At 45.2% G+C, this 15,345-nt stretch carries 12 protein-coding genes; 6 read left to right on the top strand and 6 right to left on the bottom strand.

Annotation, left to right across the window (positions count from 1 at the left end):
- Nucleotides 1–3 precede the first annotated feature (3 nt).
- From KTR07_RS01515 to KTR07_RS01525, 3 genes are all read left to right on the top strand, one after another.
- On the top strand, nucleotides 4–1,380 hold the full coding sequence (locus KTR07_RS01515) for an alginate lyase family protein (RefSeq protein WP_008766732.1): 1,377 nt from the start codon (nucleotides 4–6) through the stop codon (nucleotides 1,378–1,380).
- 204 nt (nucleotides 1,381–1,584) lie between these two features.
- Nucleotides 1,585–3,234 (top strand): glycoside hydrolase 43 family protein, encoded by a 1,650-nt coding sequence (locus tag KTR07_RS01520; protein WP_055228983.1) that lies wholly within the window; start codon nucleotides 1,585–1,587, stop codon nucleotides 3,232–3,234.
- A 60-nt stretch (nucleotides 3,235–3,294) separates the two neighbouring features.
- Nucleotides 3,295–4,515: a glycoside hydrolase family 88 protein gene (locus KTR07_RS01525; RefSeq protein ID WP_011107138.1), complete on the top strand. Its 1,221-nt coding sequence runs from the start codon at nucleotides 3,295–3,297 to the stop codon at nucleotides 4,513–4,515.
- A 99-nt stretch (nucleotides 4,516–4,614) separates the two neighbouring features.
- On the opposite strand, the gene KTR07_RS01530 is transcribed toward KTR07_RS01525, so the two are convergent.
- From KTR07_RS01530 to KTR07_RS01545, 4 genes are all read right to left on the bottom strand, one after another.
- Complete coding sequence (locus KTR07_RS01530; RefSeq protein ID WP_008760465.1) at nucleotides 4,615–5,091, bottom strand: copper resistance protein NlpE; 477 nt, start codon at nucleotides 5,089–5,091, stop codon at nucleotides 4,615–4,617.
- 59 nt (nucleotides 5,092–5,150) lie between these two features.
- A complete protein-coding gene (locus KTR07_RS01535; RefSeq protein ID WP_117981224.1) occupies nucleotides 5,151–6,437 on the bottom strand; it encodes a hemolysin family protein in 1,287 nt (428 codons plus the stop codon).
- A gap of 217 nt (nucleotides 6,438–6,654) precedes the next feature.
- Nucleotides 6,655–7,437 (bottom strand): M48 family metallopeptidase, encoded by a 783-nt coding sequence (locus KTR07_RS01540; RefSeq protein WP_032813850.1) that lies wholly within the window; start codon nucleotides 7,435–7,437, stop codon nucleotides 6,655–6,657.
- 38 nt (nucleotides 7,438–7,475) lie between these two features.
- Complete coding sequence (locus KTR07_RS01545; protein ID WP_217315023.1) at nucleotides 7,476–9,854, bottom strand: TonB-dependent receptor; 2,379 nt, start codon at nucleotides 9,852–9,854, stop codon at nucleotides 7,476–7,478.
- 97 nt (nucleotides 9,855–9,951) lie between these two features.
- On the opposite strand from KTR07_RS01545, the gene KTR07_RS01550 reads away from it, so the two are divergent.
- Together KTR07_RS01550 and KTR07_RS01555 are read left to right on the top strand one after the other, a co-directional pair.
- A complete protein-coding gene (locus KTR07_RS01550; RefSeq protein ID WP_008760469.1) occupies nucleotides 9,952–10,386 on the top strand; it encodes a DUF2007 domain-containing protein in 435 nt (144 codons plus the stop codon).
- A 26-nt stretch (nucleotides 10,387–10,412) separates the two neighbouring features.
- Nucleotides 10,413–11,231, top strand: a complete 819-nt coding sequence (locus KTR07_RS01555) for an alpha/beta hydrolase family protein (protein WP_008766725.1) — start codon at nucleotides 10,413–10,415, stop codon at nucleotides 11,229–11,231.
- 365 nt (nucleotides 11,232–11,596) lie between these two features.
- Here the strand turns inward: KTR07_RS01555 and KTR07_RS01560 are convergent, their stop codons facing one another.
- Together KTR07_RS01560 and KTR07_RS01565 are read right to left on the bottom strand one after the other, a co-directional pair.
- Nucleotides 11,597–12,472, bottom strand: a complete 876-nt coding sequence (locus KTR07_RS01560; protein ID WP_117981222.1) for a DUF4595 domain-containing protein — start codon at nucleotides 12,470–12,472, stop codon at nucleotides 11,597–11,599.
- Between the two features lie 6 nt (nucleotides 12,473–12,478).
- Nucleotides 12,479–13,933, bottom strand: a complete 1,455-nt coding sequence (locus KTR07_RS01565; RefSeq protein WP_048692724.1) for a S41 family peptidase — start codon at nucleotides 13,931–13,933, stop codon at nucleotides 12,479–12,481.
- A gap of 329 nt (nucleotides 13,934–14,262) precedes the next feature.
- Between KTR07_RS01565 and mnmA the strand changes: the two genes are divergently transcribed.
- Entirely contained in the window at nucleotides 14,263–15,330 is a 1,068-nt protein-coding gene (gene mnmA / locus KTR07_RS01570; protein ID WP_011107145.1) for a tRNA 2-thiouridine(34) synthase MnmA, read from the top strand.
- Nucleotides 15,331–15,345: the final 15 nt, after the last annotated feature.

A 15,345-nucleotide genomic window follows, 5' to 3' on the forward strand; every position in this document is an offset into this window, starting at 1 on the left:
AATATGAAAACGAAATATATAAGCTTATTCTTTAGCTTTGTGATAGCATTTGGTATGATGTCCTGCAGTAGTGAAATTCCCAATGGGGATACCAGTAAATTCAGTGATTTGAAAAGTCCTGAAGAAGATATGGTTAAGAAAGACTATTTGCCATTGAAGCATCCTTGTATGCTTCATACACAGGCCGATATTGATCGCGTAAAAAGTAATCTGACACGATCGCCCTGGAAAGATGCCTACGCTCAACTGGAAGCAAGCGATTATGCGCAAAGTTCTTATACAGAAAAAACGAGTGCTTTGCTTGATGGATATTTGAAACGAATGGATAAGAATAATTGGTCGGGTAAATATCCGGATTACTCTAATTACACATCGTGTATGTATGATGCTGCGGCTGCTTACCAACTGGCACTCCGCTATCAGTTGTCGGGAAATACCGTATTTGCAGATGCTGCTGTAAAACTGTTTAATGCATGGGCTACGAACTGCAAGGGTATATTGAGAATGGAAGGTTATACTAATAATATTCCAGACCCTAATTTATATTTGATACCTATTCAGGCACATCAGTGGGCAAATGCGGCGGAATTGCTCAGAGATTACAACGGATGGGATAGGAATGATTTTGAGAAGTTCAAGACTTGGATGAAAGATACGTTTTACAGTGTTTCCAATATGTTCCTTAAGAATCATAACGGCGGACAGGGCAATATGCATTACTGGCTAAACTGGGATCTGGCTCAGATGACATCTATTCTTTCCATTGGAATATTGTGTGATGATAATGTGCTGATTAATCAAGCTATCGTATATTTTAAGAATGAAGAAGGAAGATATAAAGAAGCTGGAAATATCAAAAATGCAGTTCCTTTTTTGCATCAGGATCCGGATTCTGATGAGATTTTGGGACAGTGTGAAGAGTCGGGACGTGACCAAGGGCATGCGACATTGTGTGTGTCATTGATGGGGGCATTCTGTCAGATGGCTTATAGTATCGGTGAGGACCTGTTTGCTTTTGATAATTATAGGGCAGTAGCAATGGCTGAGTATGTAGGCAAGTACAATCTGATCAAAGATGAAGCCTTCAATAAAGGAACATTAGTTGGTGATGATTTTGTATATGATTCCAATTCTTTCCCCTATACTTCCTATTCAAATCCGTCTTATACCAATACAACTATATCTACAGACCAGCGCGGAACGAAAAGACCGGCATGGGAACTGTTCTATGGATATTGCAAGGCAAAAGGTATATCTTCCATTTACAGCGGGAAGTGGGCAGAGCAAATGCGCCCCGACGGAGGTGGTGGAAACTATGGACCGAATAGCGGTGGATTTGATCAGTTAGGTTTCGGCACATTGATGTATTACCGGGAATGACGATACATTTTGGAATATTTTTGCGAGGGGATTAGGTATTTACCTGATCCCCTTCGTATATATAAGCAAATAGGTCAGTAATAAGATTGTTGAAAAGAGATAAAGGATTCAGTTTTTGAAAGATTGGTTTTAATATAAGGTAAAAAGAACCTGTTTTTAGGAATAACGATTAGTATGTTTGAATGAAATTATTAGTAAGGTAATATGCGTAAAAAGATTCTGTTTATAGCAGGAATGATGGCTTGCTGTACTTGGGCGGGTGCACAGGAAATATCCCAGACCTGGGTGGCTGATAAAGGCAATGGTACTTATCAGAACCCTGTGCTTTATGCCGACTATTCCGATCCGGACGTATGTGCGGCAGGAGATGATTTCTATATGACGGCTTCCAGTTTTAATTGCATACCGGGACTTCCTATACTTCATTCCCGTGATCTGGTAAACTGGTCGCTGGTGAATTATGCGTTGCCGGTACAGGAACCCAAAGAGTTTTTCGATAAAGCGCAGCATGGGAAAGGTGTATGGGCTCCTGCTATCCGCTTTCATAAGGGAGAGTTTTATATTTATTGGGGCGATCCGGATTATGGAATCTACATGATAAAGACCAGAGATCCGAAAGGATCATGGAGCAAACCCGTATTGGTGAAAGCTGGAAAAGGAATGATCGACCCGACGCCACTTTGGGACGAGGACGGGAAAGTATATCTGATACATGCTTATGCCGGCAGCCGCAGCGGAGTGAACAGCATTCTGGTTATTTGCGAACTGAATGCGGAAGGAACGGAAGTGATCTCCGATCCGGTAATGGTGTTCGATGGAAATGACGGGAAGAACCATACGGTAGAAGGACCGAAGCTCTATAAACGAAATGGTTACTATTATATTTTTGCTCCGGCAGGCGGAGTAGCTACCGGTTGGCAGCTAGTGCTTCGTTCAAAGAATATCTATGGTCCCTATGAATCAAAGATCGTGATGGCGCAGGGGAAGACCACCATCAACGGTCCGCATCAGGGGGGCTGGGTAGATACAAATACAGGAGAATCGTGGTTCGTCCACTTTCAGGATCAAGGGGCTTACGGACGTGTTATTCATCTCAATCCGATGAAATGGGTGAATGAATGGCCTGTGATCGGAGTAGATAAAGACAAAGACGGTTGCGGAGAACCTGTCACCACCTATAAAAAGCCGAATGTCGGAAAGATGTATCCGGTAACTACTCCTCCGGAAAGTGACGAGTTCGATACACGGCACTTGGGATTACAGTGGCAGTGGCATGCCAACAAACAGGATACCTACGGATTTACGACCGATCTGGGATATATCCGGCTCTATGCAGGCAGCCTTTCCAAAGAGTTCGTGAACTTTTGGGAAGTGCCTAATCTGTTGCTGCAAAAGTTTCCCGCTGAAGAGTTTACGGCTACTACCAAGCTGACGTTTACCGCCAAGCAGGATGGAGAGCAAGCCGGAATGATAGTAATGGGATGGGATTATAGTTATTTGTCTGTCCGTAAAGCCGGCGACAAGTTTATCCTGCAACAAGTCGTATGCAAAGATGCGGAACAACAGCACCCCGAACAAGTGAAGGAACTGGCGAGTTTTCCGGTGGAATATCTGAAAATGCCGGGAGTGGCTGATAATGAGTGGAAGACCGTTTACTTACGGGTAAAGGTTGCCAAGGGAGCCGTTTGCACCTTTGCCTATAGTCTCGATGGAAAGAAGTATACAGCAGCGGGAGAACCTTTTACTGCCCGGCAGGGAAAGTGGATAGGAGCGAAAGTCGGTTTATTCTGCGTCACTCCTAATGACGGAAATCGCGGATGGGCGGATGTAGACTGGTTCCGGGTAACTAAATGATAAGAAAGAATAAGTGAGAATAAAAAATAAGAAACTAACACGAAGATATAGAACGAAAAAATGAAGAAGATTGTAGCAGGGTTGGTTGTAGTACTAGGCTTTTGTGCATGTGCCCATCGGACTTCCGGTACGTTGGATGTGAATAAAGCTCTGGATTATTGCGCGGAACAGACCCAACGTTCACTGGTAGAACTGAAAGGAGACTCGGGTATAGACTATACAATGATGCCACGTAATGTCATGGCAGACGAACATCATTGGAACTGTCGGAAAGCAACGAAGGAAGAATGGTGTGCCGGTTTCTGGCCGGGAGTGTTGTGGTATGATTATGAGTATACACAAGACAAGCATATACTGGAAGAAGCCGAAAAGTTTACGGCATCCTTAGAGTTCCTTTCCCGCATTCCGGCTTATGATCATGATCTGGGCTTTTTGGTTTTTTGCAGCTACGGCAACGGATATCGCCTGACCAAGAATCCCGCTTACAAACAAGTGATTCTGGACACAGCCGATTCATTGGCTACTTTGTTTAATCCGGTAGTCGGCACGATGCTGTCCTGGCCGCGGGAAGTAGAACCCCGCAACTGGCCCCACAATACCATCATGGACAATATGATCAATCTTGAGATGCTTTTCTGGGCAGCAAAGAACGGGGGGAATCCTTACTTATACGACATCGCTGTATCTCATGCCGACAAGACTATGAAGTGTCAGTTCCGTCCGGACTATACCTCATATCATGTAGCAGTATATGATACTATTACAGGTAACCTGATTAAAGGAGTGACTCATCAAGGATATGCGGACAGCACAATGTGGGCACGTGGACAAGCATGGGCTATTTATGGCTACACCGTAGTCTATCGTGAAACGAAAGATCCCAAATACCTTGACTTTGTGCAGAAAGTAGCTGATGTCTATCTGGAACGCTTGCCCGAAGACAAAGTACCTTATTGGGATTTCAGTGCTCCAGGCATACCCGATGTTCCGCGTGATGCTTCGGCGGCTGCCGTAGTTGCTTCCGCACTGCTCGAACTGTCTGCCTATCTCCCCAATGGGAAGGGCAAACACTACAAGGATGCCGCTATCGAAATGCTGACAAGCCTGAGTTCCGACAATTATCAGAGCGGTAAAAGTAATCCGGCTTTCCTGCTTCATAGCACAGGCCATTGGCCGGCTCATTCGGAGATAGACGCTTCTATTATCTATGCAGACTATTATTATATAGAGGCATTGCTTCGTCTGAAACGCCTGCAGGAGGGAGAAGGAGTATTGGGATAGAAATAAAAAGGGGGATGTGTCAGACTTCCCTTTTAACGAAATCATCCTCGCCACAGATAGCTGTAGCGAGGATGATTTTACTGGTTAGGGTTTAGGTTGTTATTTCTTTACCTTGATGATGTCATAATTCAGATCGCTGACAGCTTCCTGCAGGCTATCGTTTACCAAACGCAGGGTAGTGTCATTTACAATCACAAAATACATTGGAGCCTCACCATCATTCGGAGTTAACTTAACAGCTTTGGTAGGTTTTTTGTTCACTACTTTTTGGATAGTCTGTTGTTTTCCTTTAGAAGAGAAGGTTTTATTCTTACCCTGACCTTCTGCATCGAGGTAAGTCATATCCAGTGTATACGTGGTATCTACACCGTCAGTTGCAGCGTTCAGAGTCAATACGTAGTCGATACCCGGACCGTCGGCAGCAGGGAGTGTACCTTCATAAACTTCGGTCACTTCTGTGATCGGAGCCATTTCTATAGAAAGACTGTCTGCTTCTGCCTCTGCGGCTTTGTTGGCTTTTGACTGGCAAGATGCCAAAGCAGCTACGACTGCTGCTAACATAATTACTTTTTTCATCGTTAAGTGCTTTAAGTTAATATAAATATAGTGAGCTTACTGCTCGGGTTATTTTTTCTTTATTCTTCGTCCCGTTTGATGACCAGCAGTTTGTCTACCCGTCCACGGTCCATATCCACTACTTCGAATTGCAGGTTCTTGTAGGTGAAGATATCTCCGGCTTTCGGGATACCGCCCAGCAGGAACATTGCCAATCCTCCGAGGGTTGTGAAGTCTTCGTCCTCCAGGTCTTCATAAGATAAGATTCCCATCTCTTCCATAAAGTCCTTGATGTTCATCGAGGCTTCCACCAACATCGAACCATCCTGTCTTCTGACGATATCTTCCTCTTCCGTATCGTCTTCTTCAAGGATATCTCCGAAGATGCTTTCGGTAAGGTCGTGCAGGGTAATGATACCTTCTGTACTACCATACTCGTTAACAACAACTCCGAACTTGTTTTTGTTCTTCTTGAACAGCTCTAAAATTTTATTTGCATATAAACTTTCGGGGATAAACAGAGCCGGGCGGGCTATTTCGCGCAGATTGAACTCCTTTTTATTGCCTACCATCAGAATAATATCTTTGACGGATACCACACCGATAATCTCGTCTTTCCGCTCGTCCACCAACAGATATTTGCTGTAGTGTTCTTCTTCGATTGTCTTCATCACCTTGTCTTTTGTATCGTCGGGATGGAAGATGACAAGGTCTCTGCGGTGCGTCATCAGTTCATGGGCACGTTTGTCCGAGAAACGGAACACATCACGCAGCATTTCCGTCTCTTCCTTGTCGATCACTCCCTGTTCGGAGCTTTGGTGGAGAATCATTTTGATCTCTTCCTGTGTCATCGGGCGTTCTTCGTTTTTTACGCCGATGATTCTGTTCAGCAGGCGGGTGGAGATACTGAGCAGCCAGACGAACGGATAGGAGACTTTCGTCAATAAAATCATAATCGGGCTGAACAAGGTTGCGTACCGTTCCGGATTGCTGAGGGCAATGGACTTGGGAACCAGCTCTCCGATGATAAGAGAGAGATAGGTAATGATTACCACAGTGGTGATCATGGCCAGATTACGTGCATAGGCTTCCGCTCCCGGTATGAGGGAGAAGAGTGGAACAAGGTCGTCTGCGATAGCGACACCACCATAGGCACCGGATACGATACCGATCAGGGTAATACCGATTTGAATGGTGGACAAGAACTTTTCGGGTTCTTCCAGTTGTTTCAGTACTCCACGTGCAGATTTGTTGCCTTTTCCGGCGAGAGTTTCGAGACGTGCTTTGCTGGATGATACCAGCGCAATTTCGTACATGGCAAAGATGCCATTCAGTACAAGTAAGAGAAGTATGATAAGAAATTCCATAAATGGATTTAAATGATTATTGCCGTGAAATTACATGAAATCACGACATCATGCAAATATGTGCTGTATATTAATGATTTTTTAATAAACAATTGGTGCGGAATGGTGATGTATTCTTTGAAATGAGGGGGTTTAAGAACAAAAGAACATATTCCGAGGTTGCAAAGTAAATGCTCTCGGAATATGTTCTTTTGTAATTTCTGATCTTGAGTCTTTTTTATTGTTTGTATTTATCAGCCAGTTCTTTAGCACGGGCTACACGTTTGGCAGTGTCGGGGTGTGAAGAAAACATTCTCTGCATGTAGGAAGATGCGGGAGCCCCATTGGACAATTCGAGAAGCTTATTCAGTGATTTGTACATACCATAAGGGTCGATGTTGTTTTTTACGCAGAACTCTACGCCGTAGGCATCTGCTTCGTACTCTTGTTTCTGTGAGTATTGTGCGCCGGCAAGTGCTTCTGCCATTGCTCCCAGTTCAGAGTCAGTCAGTTTGGCGACCTGGCTGCTGGCTGCTCCTGCCGCATTCTTTACAGCCGAACGGAAATATGCATTCTTCATTGCGTCTTTAGAGTCGGTATGGATGACATGACCGATCTCATGACCGATTACTGCCATTACTTCTTCGTCAGTCATGACGTCCATCAGTCCGGCACAGATACGCACGCTGCCGTCACCACAGGCGAAAGCGTTAACGTCCACTACTTCATATACGCCAAAGTTAACTTTCATACCATCTACTTCTTTGATGTTTCCGGTCAGTCTTTCCAGGCGTTTTCCGTATTCGCTGTCCGGTTTGGTCAGTGGGTTATGCTTGTCCATCCATTCCATATACTCCTTGCTCATAGCAGCAATGTCAGCGTCAGATAGAGAGAGTGCTTGTGCGGCATCTTTTCCTGCTTGAATAGCTTTGCCTAAATTGAATTTCTTGAATTGTGCTGAAGCGTTAAAACAACTCATGCCCAAAAATAACAGGGCTACTAATGCAATTTGTTTTTTCATCATAGTGAATTTTTAGTTTGTTATTATATAATATAGTGTTAGTATTCAAACGTGATTCCCAAAGTCGGCAGCAGTGTACCGCTTTCTTGCTTGAGGGACTTCATGACATACCGTTGTTCGGCTATCGGTGCGTCCGGATTCTTGATTACTCCGGTGCTCATTAATACATCTGCCTGTTTCAGCTTGCTGCCCGCGATATTCTGCAGATCGATGTAGAAACCCAGCATACAGCGCTTCAGATAGAATGTTTTGTCTATGCGGATATCTACCTGAGTGAAGGCCGGGAGTCGTTCTTCATTGTATCGGGTATAGTCGTAATACGGTTTTCCCTGCGCATTCCAGGCTGTTACCAGAGATGACTTGTCGGCATCATAAGGAGTATAGGGGGCACCGCCTATACAGCTGACTTTCATTCCGACGCTCCAGTGCCGGGGGAGATTGTAAGTTCCCCGCAAGTTGAAAATAAAGCGGTTGTCCCATGCGGAAGCGATGTATTCGCTTTCCTTATCAGTACGATATTCGCTTTTAAAGAGCGTGAAAGATGAGGCGAGATTCAGTTTCTTGGCGACCAGCCATTTAAGGAGAAGTTCTGCTCCGTAAGACCGTCCCTGTGCGGTGGAAGTAAGCAGCTCATTGCCAATCACTCCGTAATCGTTTCCTTTGCAGGTCAACGGAATGCCGTCGGCTACGGAAAGAGGAATTTTGTCATAATCTTTATAGAATCCTTCGACGGATACTTCGAAGGTATCGCCCTTTCTCCAGTTCAGTCCTATGCTACCCTGGCTGACTTGCATATAGCGGAGCGCATACTTGTTGGCATAGAGTCCGTTATTGTTTTTAAAGCCGAGAGCGGTGTAGGGAGGCAGTTGATAATAGAGTCCTGCGTTTCCGCTCAGCGACCAGTGCTCCGTCAGTTGATAGGAGAGTGACAGGCGGGGAGAGAGCTGGTCGGACAGGTCTTTCATGGCTGCCGAGTAGTTGTTGGCATCGGCACGCAGTCCCAGAGAAGCCGTAAAACGCTCGTCTATGAAGGTGTAATTGACTGTTCCGAAAAGTCCCCAACGCATGATGCCCAGATAGGTGTGGTAGTCGAACGTCTGCGCACGGTCGGTGTATACCTTCTGAAAGGTGGTGTTGCTATACTGGCTATAGTCCAGACTGGTTCCGACTGTGACTTTCCAGTTGCGGAAAGACGAACTGTTCTCAAGACGGAGCTGAGTATTTTGTTCCGTAGAGCGGAGGCGGAGCATCAGACGATCCGGATCGCTTTCGTCGTTCTGCTGATATTTGGTGTTCCGGTTGTTCAGATAACTGTGACTGGCAACGACTGACTGCACGTGTGCCCCCGCATAGTGCCGGTATACGGCACCTAGAGTGAACGTCTCCTGCTGAATCTTAGGCAGGTAACTGAGGATGTATTCGTTGTCTTCATCGTCGGCTTTGGTGTTTAGCTTCATCTTATCAATGCCGCCCAGCCCTAGTACAGTCAATTCATTCCGGGCGTCAAACCTTGTTTTCAGCTTGAATTGCGCATCCGTAAAAGTCGGCAGAAAGGGCAGCCCGAGCATATCAAACAAGAATTGCAGGTAGGACTGACGGACGGAAACCAGATAGGAAGTCTTTTTGCCCAAATGTCCGTTGGAGGCAAGGGAGACTTCGGAAGCTCCGAGAGTAGCTTTCAGGGAATTGCGTTCCATGTCCCCGTCGCGCAATTTGAAGTCGAGCACGGAACTGAGCGCATTTCCTTTGTCTGTCGGGAAGGCTCCGGTATAGAAGTTCACTTCCCGTATCAGGTCGGCATTAAGGATACCTACCGGACCGCCCGATGCTCCCTGTGTGCTGAAATGGTTGATATTAGGGATCTCTACTCCGTCCAGGTAAAAGCGGTTTTCGGAAGGCGATCCGCCGCGTACGATCAGGTCGTTACGGTATCCTATCGGTGAGAAGGCAACTCCCGGATAAGACTGTACGATGCGTGAGATGTCCCGGTTGGCTCCCGGACTTTTTTCTATTTCCTGCAGTCCGATGATGCGCAGGCTGACCGGACTTTCAATGTCCCGGCGGAAAGGGGAGGCGGTGACGGTCACTCCTTCCAGTTCCGTCTGATTCTCTTCCATCTCTATTTGTATATGTAGGTCTCTGGTCGAAAGTATGTATTCGGGGGTAGTGACAGTTTTGTATCCGATAGCGGACGCTTGCAGGCGATAGATGCCGGGCGGTACTTGCCCGATCGAGAACTTACCTTCGGCATTCGTCACTCCGCCTTTATTGAGTCCGACAATCATTACATTGATAAATTCCAATGGCTGACGGCTGGATTTATCAATGACTGTTCCCTTCACTTGGTGGACAGGCTGTGCCAGAAGGAAGGATATGGTTATGTTGCAAAACAGCAGAAGCGACAGTAGTCTTTTCATGTTATTTGTAGTTTAGCGACTGCAAAGTTAATGGAAAATAGTTTCACATTTCAATTTTATGTTCTATTTTTGTGGGAATAATAAAATCTGGTTAAGTATGAAAACCGTAAAATTGATTACCTGTAATGACGCGATGAAGGCGCATATCCTTCAAGGGGCGCTGGAGAATGAGGGCATTGAATCTATTCTGCATAATGAGAACTTTTCTACTTTGTATAAAAGTTGCGTGAGCAGTATTGCGGGAGTGGATATCCTGGTAGCGGATGAAGATTATGAGAAAGCCGTTCAGGTGCTGAGGCAGAACCAAAGCTGGCCCGAAGAACTGACGCTCTGTCCTTATTGCGGTTCGTCCGATATTAAATTCGTATTGAGAAAAGGACACAAACTGCGTGCTGTTGGCGCGGCTGTACTTTCCATGCTGGCAGCGGCGCCTCCGGGGGACAATCATTGGGAATATACTTGCCAGCAGTGTCATCAGACTTTTGAGACACCTGTTGCCGAATTTCAACCTTCGGGAGAAGACGAAGAATGATTGGATCTAAACATATTATAAACACAATGAAAAAGAAAAAACTTCTATTAATCGCTCTTTTGTTAGTTGGGGCAGCGTCTTCTTTTGCTGCCAAAGTAGATACGTTATTAGTGAAAAGTCCTTCCATGAACAAGGACATCAAGGTAGTAGTAGTCACTCCGGATGCGGCATTGGGAAAGAAAGCTACGGCGTGTCCTACTGTTTATCTCTTGCATGGTTTTGGCGGACATGCCAAGACGTGGATTGAGATTAAACCGAATCTGCCTCAGATCGCGGATGAGAAAGGAATCATATTTGTTTGCCCGGACGGAAGTACCAGCTGGTATTGGGACAGTCCGAAAGACCCGTCTTTCCGATATGAAACTTTTGTCTCATCGGAACTGGTGAAGTATATCGACGGACATTACAAGACAATCACCGACCGCAAGGGGCGTGCCATTACCGGTCTGAGTATGGGCGGACATGGTGGTCTGTGGACTGCTATCCGTCATAAAGATACCTTTGGCGCTTGTGGAAGTACAAGTGGAGGCGTAGACATTCGCCCGTTCCCGAAGAACTGGGATATGGCAAAACGCTTGGGGGACTATGAATCCAACAAGGAAATATGGGACACGCATACTGTAATCAATCAGATTGATAAGATTCAGAACGGGGATTTAGCGATTATCTTTGATTGTGGCGAGGCTGACTTCTTCATTCAAGTGAATAAGGATTTGCACAACCGCTTATTGGAAAAGAAGATCGATCATGACTTTATCACCCGTCCCGGAGGACATACCGGAGAATACTGGAATAACGCTATCGATTACCAGATTTTATTCTTTGATAAATTCTTCAGGAAATAAAACCGGAAAAGCTTGACTTTTGCATCCGGATGTCGTATCTTTGGAGACATAATCATATAGTAGATTGAAATTAAACTACGATAGAAGGAGGAAGTGAAAACTTTCTCCTTTTTTTTGTGTACTACTTGGTGAGAAACTGTTCAGATCGGTGCTGGGAGTGGTTCAGCTCGGTGCTTATTGAAATTTAGAAGGTATGTCGGGAAGAATTAGAAGGTATGTTAAGGCAAATTACATACTATGTTAAGTGTAATCAGATGCTTTGTTAGGTGAAAACGGAGGCTTTGTTTCGATAAACAGGCTTTTATGTAGCGGAAAAGGCCAGTCGGAGTTAAGAATCTATAATTCTGCTCTTGACAAGAATCGGGTTATTCAATCGTAATTGAGATCGTGCGATTCAGATAAGATGTACTCTTACCATTGCTATATTTAGTACTGATCTTTAGACTGACAGGTTTCTTGTTTTTATCAAAGTTGTAGGTATATTCGGTTCTTTCGGTGTATGTGTCACTCGGCTCATTGGGGCAGGACGCGGTAGTAAGGTGCTGAGTCGGTTTGCCGAGCATGCCGGCAAACAAGGCTTCACGATGGAAGGAGAGGGGATAAGTATCTGCCACCAGCATGCAGGGGAGGCGATAATAATTGATGTCTTCTCCCGCTTCATAATTAGTCTGAAGCTCTCCGTATCCGGTGGATGATTCATTAGGCAGTGAAGGAGAGGTGGTGGAGATTAAATCGCCCTTGTCATACTGTAGAGAAAGAGTGTGCGAGATAACTGCATCGCTGCTTCCTTCCCGGGGCATAATCTTCTCATTCACTTGTGTCAGATAGCCTTCCGTATATGAAAAAGTATATTGTCTCTTCTGATCAAGAGAAGCATATTCGCATTGCGTGGCGTATCCTTCTTCGTTTAAGGTGTATTTACGCTCAGTCCCTATTTCGTCTGTGAAAGTAACACTGCTTCTGTTGCTTCCGTATTGGATGGTAAGCGGATGGCTGATGATCTCTGTCAAGTCCGCTATCGAAACTTCCTGCGTGTAGGTATAACCGGTCAGCCAGGCATCTTCGTAGTGAAACTCTTCTTCTTTAGTAACGTCAGATACCCCGGCTCCATCGGACTTGCAAAATTCGGAGAACAGCATCTTGCTTATTTCCGGGTCAGGAACTTCTGTGCCTGCTTTTTCTTCATCATCCGAACAACCGAACATTACTATCGCACACACCAGAAGTGCTATCTTTTTCATACTTGTTTATTTAATCCGTAACCCTCCGGCAAATCTTCTGCTGGCAGGACTGCTGACACTTTTTTCTATCTTAATACTCTTGGTACCTCGAGTTTCTTCTTCTTTGTCTTCGTCTTTCGGCGGATAGGTTCCCTCCAATGTCTGGATGGCTATGCTTAGCATTCTTTCTTTAGGATTGCCGAAAGGAAGGAACTGGCTGTAATCGGTGGTCCCGTTAATAGACGTTTCGCTTATTTTGAATTTATCGCTGGGAACAAGCACGAATGCGTCTTCGCCTGCATCATGGTCGGAGTTGTAAACGGTGCATACCACCGGATTGACAGACCAACGGTAGGTTTCGTTGATGAATTGCTCTGTAGCCACTGTTTGTCCCTTGCTTGCGCTACCCATGACAATAATGTTAGGAGCCTGATCCTCTTTGTATAGGCTGGTCAGTAGCATTTCTGCTGCTCCGGCTGTTGTTCCGCTGGTGATTGCTACCAAAGTGTTTTGATTCAGATTGACACCGGTCTTCAGCACCTCCTGATCGAAATTGATGGTCGCGTCTTTGTCCAAGTTCTTGTCGTTATATTCCAGATAAGCCATCGGAGTGCCCATTCTTGCATTTGGCACAAGGATGGTGGCAAGTAACTGAACACAGTCCAGCGATCCTCCTTCGTTATAGCGAAGGTCAAGGATAGTGGCTTGTACGTTGGCTTCCTGAAATATCGTTGAGACTTTACGTAATTCATTATTATACTTCTCCGGATCGTTATTGGTTCCGGCGGTGAAGCTGTTGTACATCAGATAGCCGACTTTAGCACCATTGTCTAAAGTCAGAATTTTGTATTTATGTACCGGTTGGTCTTCTATAGACTGGGCGGCTCCCAAATCCAGCGTGACACCGTTCGGCACTACTTTATACACCATAACCGGTTCTTCCGGTACTTCTTCCCCTTCTTCGGGCTCTTCCTCGACTTCTTTCCATACCCCCATCGAAAGTTCTCTTGCTATTGTACCTTGCAGTAGTTGCGTTTCATACTTCTTGCTGATATAGGAAGTGTCTACTTTCATAATCCAGTCACCGCGTTGGAGTCCGGCTTTTTCGGCGGGTGATTCGGGGATAACATAAGTAATCAAGGCATTGTATGCCGTATCGTTATCCTGACTCTTGACGAGCGAGTAGTCGAATCCATAGGTTGGCAACGGAGCTTCCAGGACAGAATCTACAAAAGAGTAGCTGTCTTTGTCCCATTTTGCTTTGGATAAGAAGGTGGCAGGGTCCTGAAACAGGTTTACTTCATCGTAGCCAGGCATATATTGATACCACAGATAATTCTGTTGCATGATATCATACATCCATGTATCCAGTTCAGTCAGGTGGGCATATTCCGGCCAGCGGTCCACACCACACGAAAAGAAGCTGCTGACAGATACGACGATCAGGGCAGGTATAAGTAGTATTTTGCGTAAATTCGTCATCTTAAAAAGCTTTTCAGTGTGCAAATGTAGGAAATACTTTGCTTATCTACCACATTTATGGTATAAAAATGCCTTCAATATGTGATAGGCTGTTAGCAAATCCCGCCTTATCTTTGCAACATCGAAAATGATCAATAGGTATTCATATAAATAGAGAGAGAATAATTAGAATCCAAAGAGAGTGATATAGAGTAAATGATTTTTGGATGGACCGTAACCTGACTTTGATAAAGATTTAATGAAACAGATTTGCTGATGTGCTAATTTGTCGGTGATTAATACATTGGCATCTTAGCACAACTTTTGTTGTTTAACGAATAATTATGATGATGAATATAGCTGCATTATTGTCCGGAGGTGTCGATAGCTCTGTTGTCGTTCACCTTCTTTGTGAGCAAGGATACAAACCGACTCTTTTCTATATCAAAATAGGTATGGACGGGGCGGAGTATATGGATTGTTCAGCCGAAGAAGATATTGAAATGTCCACTGCCATTGCCCGTAAGTATGGTTTGTCCTTGGAAGTCGTGGATTTGCATAAGGAGTATTGGGAGAATGTGGCCGCCTACGCGATTGATAAAATAAAGAAAGGACTGACACCGAATCCGGATGTGATGTGTAACAAACTCATAAAGTTTGGCTGTTTCGAACAGCAGGTCGGAAAGAATTTCGATTTTACGGCGACAGGGCATTACGCCACTACCATCCGGCAGGACGGCAAGACGTGGCTTGGAACAGCCAAAGACCCTGTTAAAGACCAGACGGATTTCCTGGCCCAGATAGACTACCTGCAAGTTTCCAAACTGATGTTTCCTATCGGCGGACTGATGAAGCAGGAAGTACGCGAAATCGCAAGCAGGGCAGGATTGCCCAGTGCCCGAAGAAAGGATAGTCAGGGAATTTGCTTTTTGGGAAAGATTAACTATAATGATTTCGTTCGTCGTTTCCTGGGAGAGCGGGAAGGGGCGATTATAGAACTGGAAACCGGAAAGAAAGTGGGCACGCATCGCGGCTACTGGTTCCATACGATCGGACAGCGGAAAGGACTTGGATTGAGTGGCGGTCCCTGGTTTGTGATCAAGAAGGATGTTGAGGAAAATATCATCTATGTCTCTCATGGATATGGAGTCGAAACGCAGTTTGGCAGTGAGTTCCGTATCAATGATTTCCACTTTATTACGGAGAATCCGTGGAAAGATGCCGGAAAGGAGATAGATATTACCTTCAAGATTCGTCACACTCCCGAATTTACGAAGGGAAAGCTGGTACAGGAAGAGGGCGGTCAGTTCCGTATCTTATCTTCTGAGAAGTTGCAGGGCATTGCTCCCGGTCAGTTCGGGGTGATTTATGATGAAGAAGCGGGGATATGTGTAGGAAGTGGTGAGATAACCCGATAGGCTGTTCCCTTTCAG

The organism is Bacteroides sp. MSK.20.82 (genome assembly GCF_019052485.1).
Lineage (GTDB): Bacteria > Bacteroidota > Bacteroidia > Bacteroidales > Bacteroidaceae > Bacteroides > Bacteroides thetaiotaomicron.

Coding starts and splice junctions, on each gene's coding strand:
- KTR07_RS01545 (WP_217315023.1), bottom strand. CDS start 9,854: ATGAAAAGACTACTGTCGCTTCTGCTGTTTTGCAACATAACCATATCC.
- KTR07_RS01555 (WP_008766725.1), top strand. CDS start 10,413: ATGAAAAAGAAAAAACTTCTATTAATCGCTCTTTTGTTAGTTGGGGCA.
- KTR07_RS01540 (WP_032813850.1), bottom strand. CDS start 7,437: ATGAAAAAACAAATTGCATTAGTAGCCCTGTTATTTTTGGGCATGAGT.
- KTR07_RS01530 (WP_008760465.1), bottom strand. CDS start 5,091: ATGAAAAAAGTAATTATGTTAGCAGCAGTCGTAGCTGCTTTGGCATCT.
- KTR07_RS01515 (WP_008766732.1), top strand. CDS start 4: ATGAAAACGAAATATATAAGCTTATTCTTTAGCTTTGTGATAGCATTT.
- KTR07_RS01550 (WP_008760469.1), top strand. CDS start 9,952: ATGAAAACCGTAAAATTGATTACCTGTAATGACGCGATGAAGGCGCAT.
- KTR07_RS01520 (WP_055228983.1), top strand. CDS start 1,585: ATGCGTAAAAAGATTCTGTTTATAGCAGGAATGATGGCTTGCTGTACT.
- mnmA (WP_011107145.1), top strand. CDS start 14,263: ATGAATATAGCTGCATTATTGTCCGGAGGTGTCGATAGCTCTGTTGTC.
- KTR07_RS01565 (WP_048692724.1), bottom strand. CDS start 13,933: ATGACGAATTTACGCAAAATACTACTTATACCTGCCCTGATCGTCGTA.
- KTR07_RS01560 (WP_117981222.1), bottom strand. CDS start 12,472: ATGAAAAAGATAGCACTTCTGGTGTGTGCGATAGTAATGTTCGGTTGT.
- KTR07_RS01535 (WP_117981224.1), bottom strand. CDS start 6,437: ATGGAATTTCTTATCATACTTCTCTTACTTGTACTGAATGGCATCTTT.
- KTR07_RS01525 (WP_011107138.1), top strand. CDS start 3,295: ATGAAGAAGATTGTAGCAGGGTTGGTTGTAGTACTAGGCTTTTGTGCA.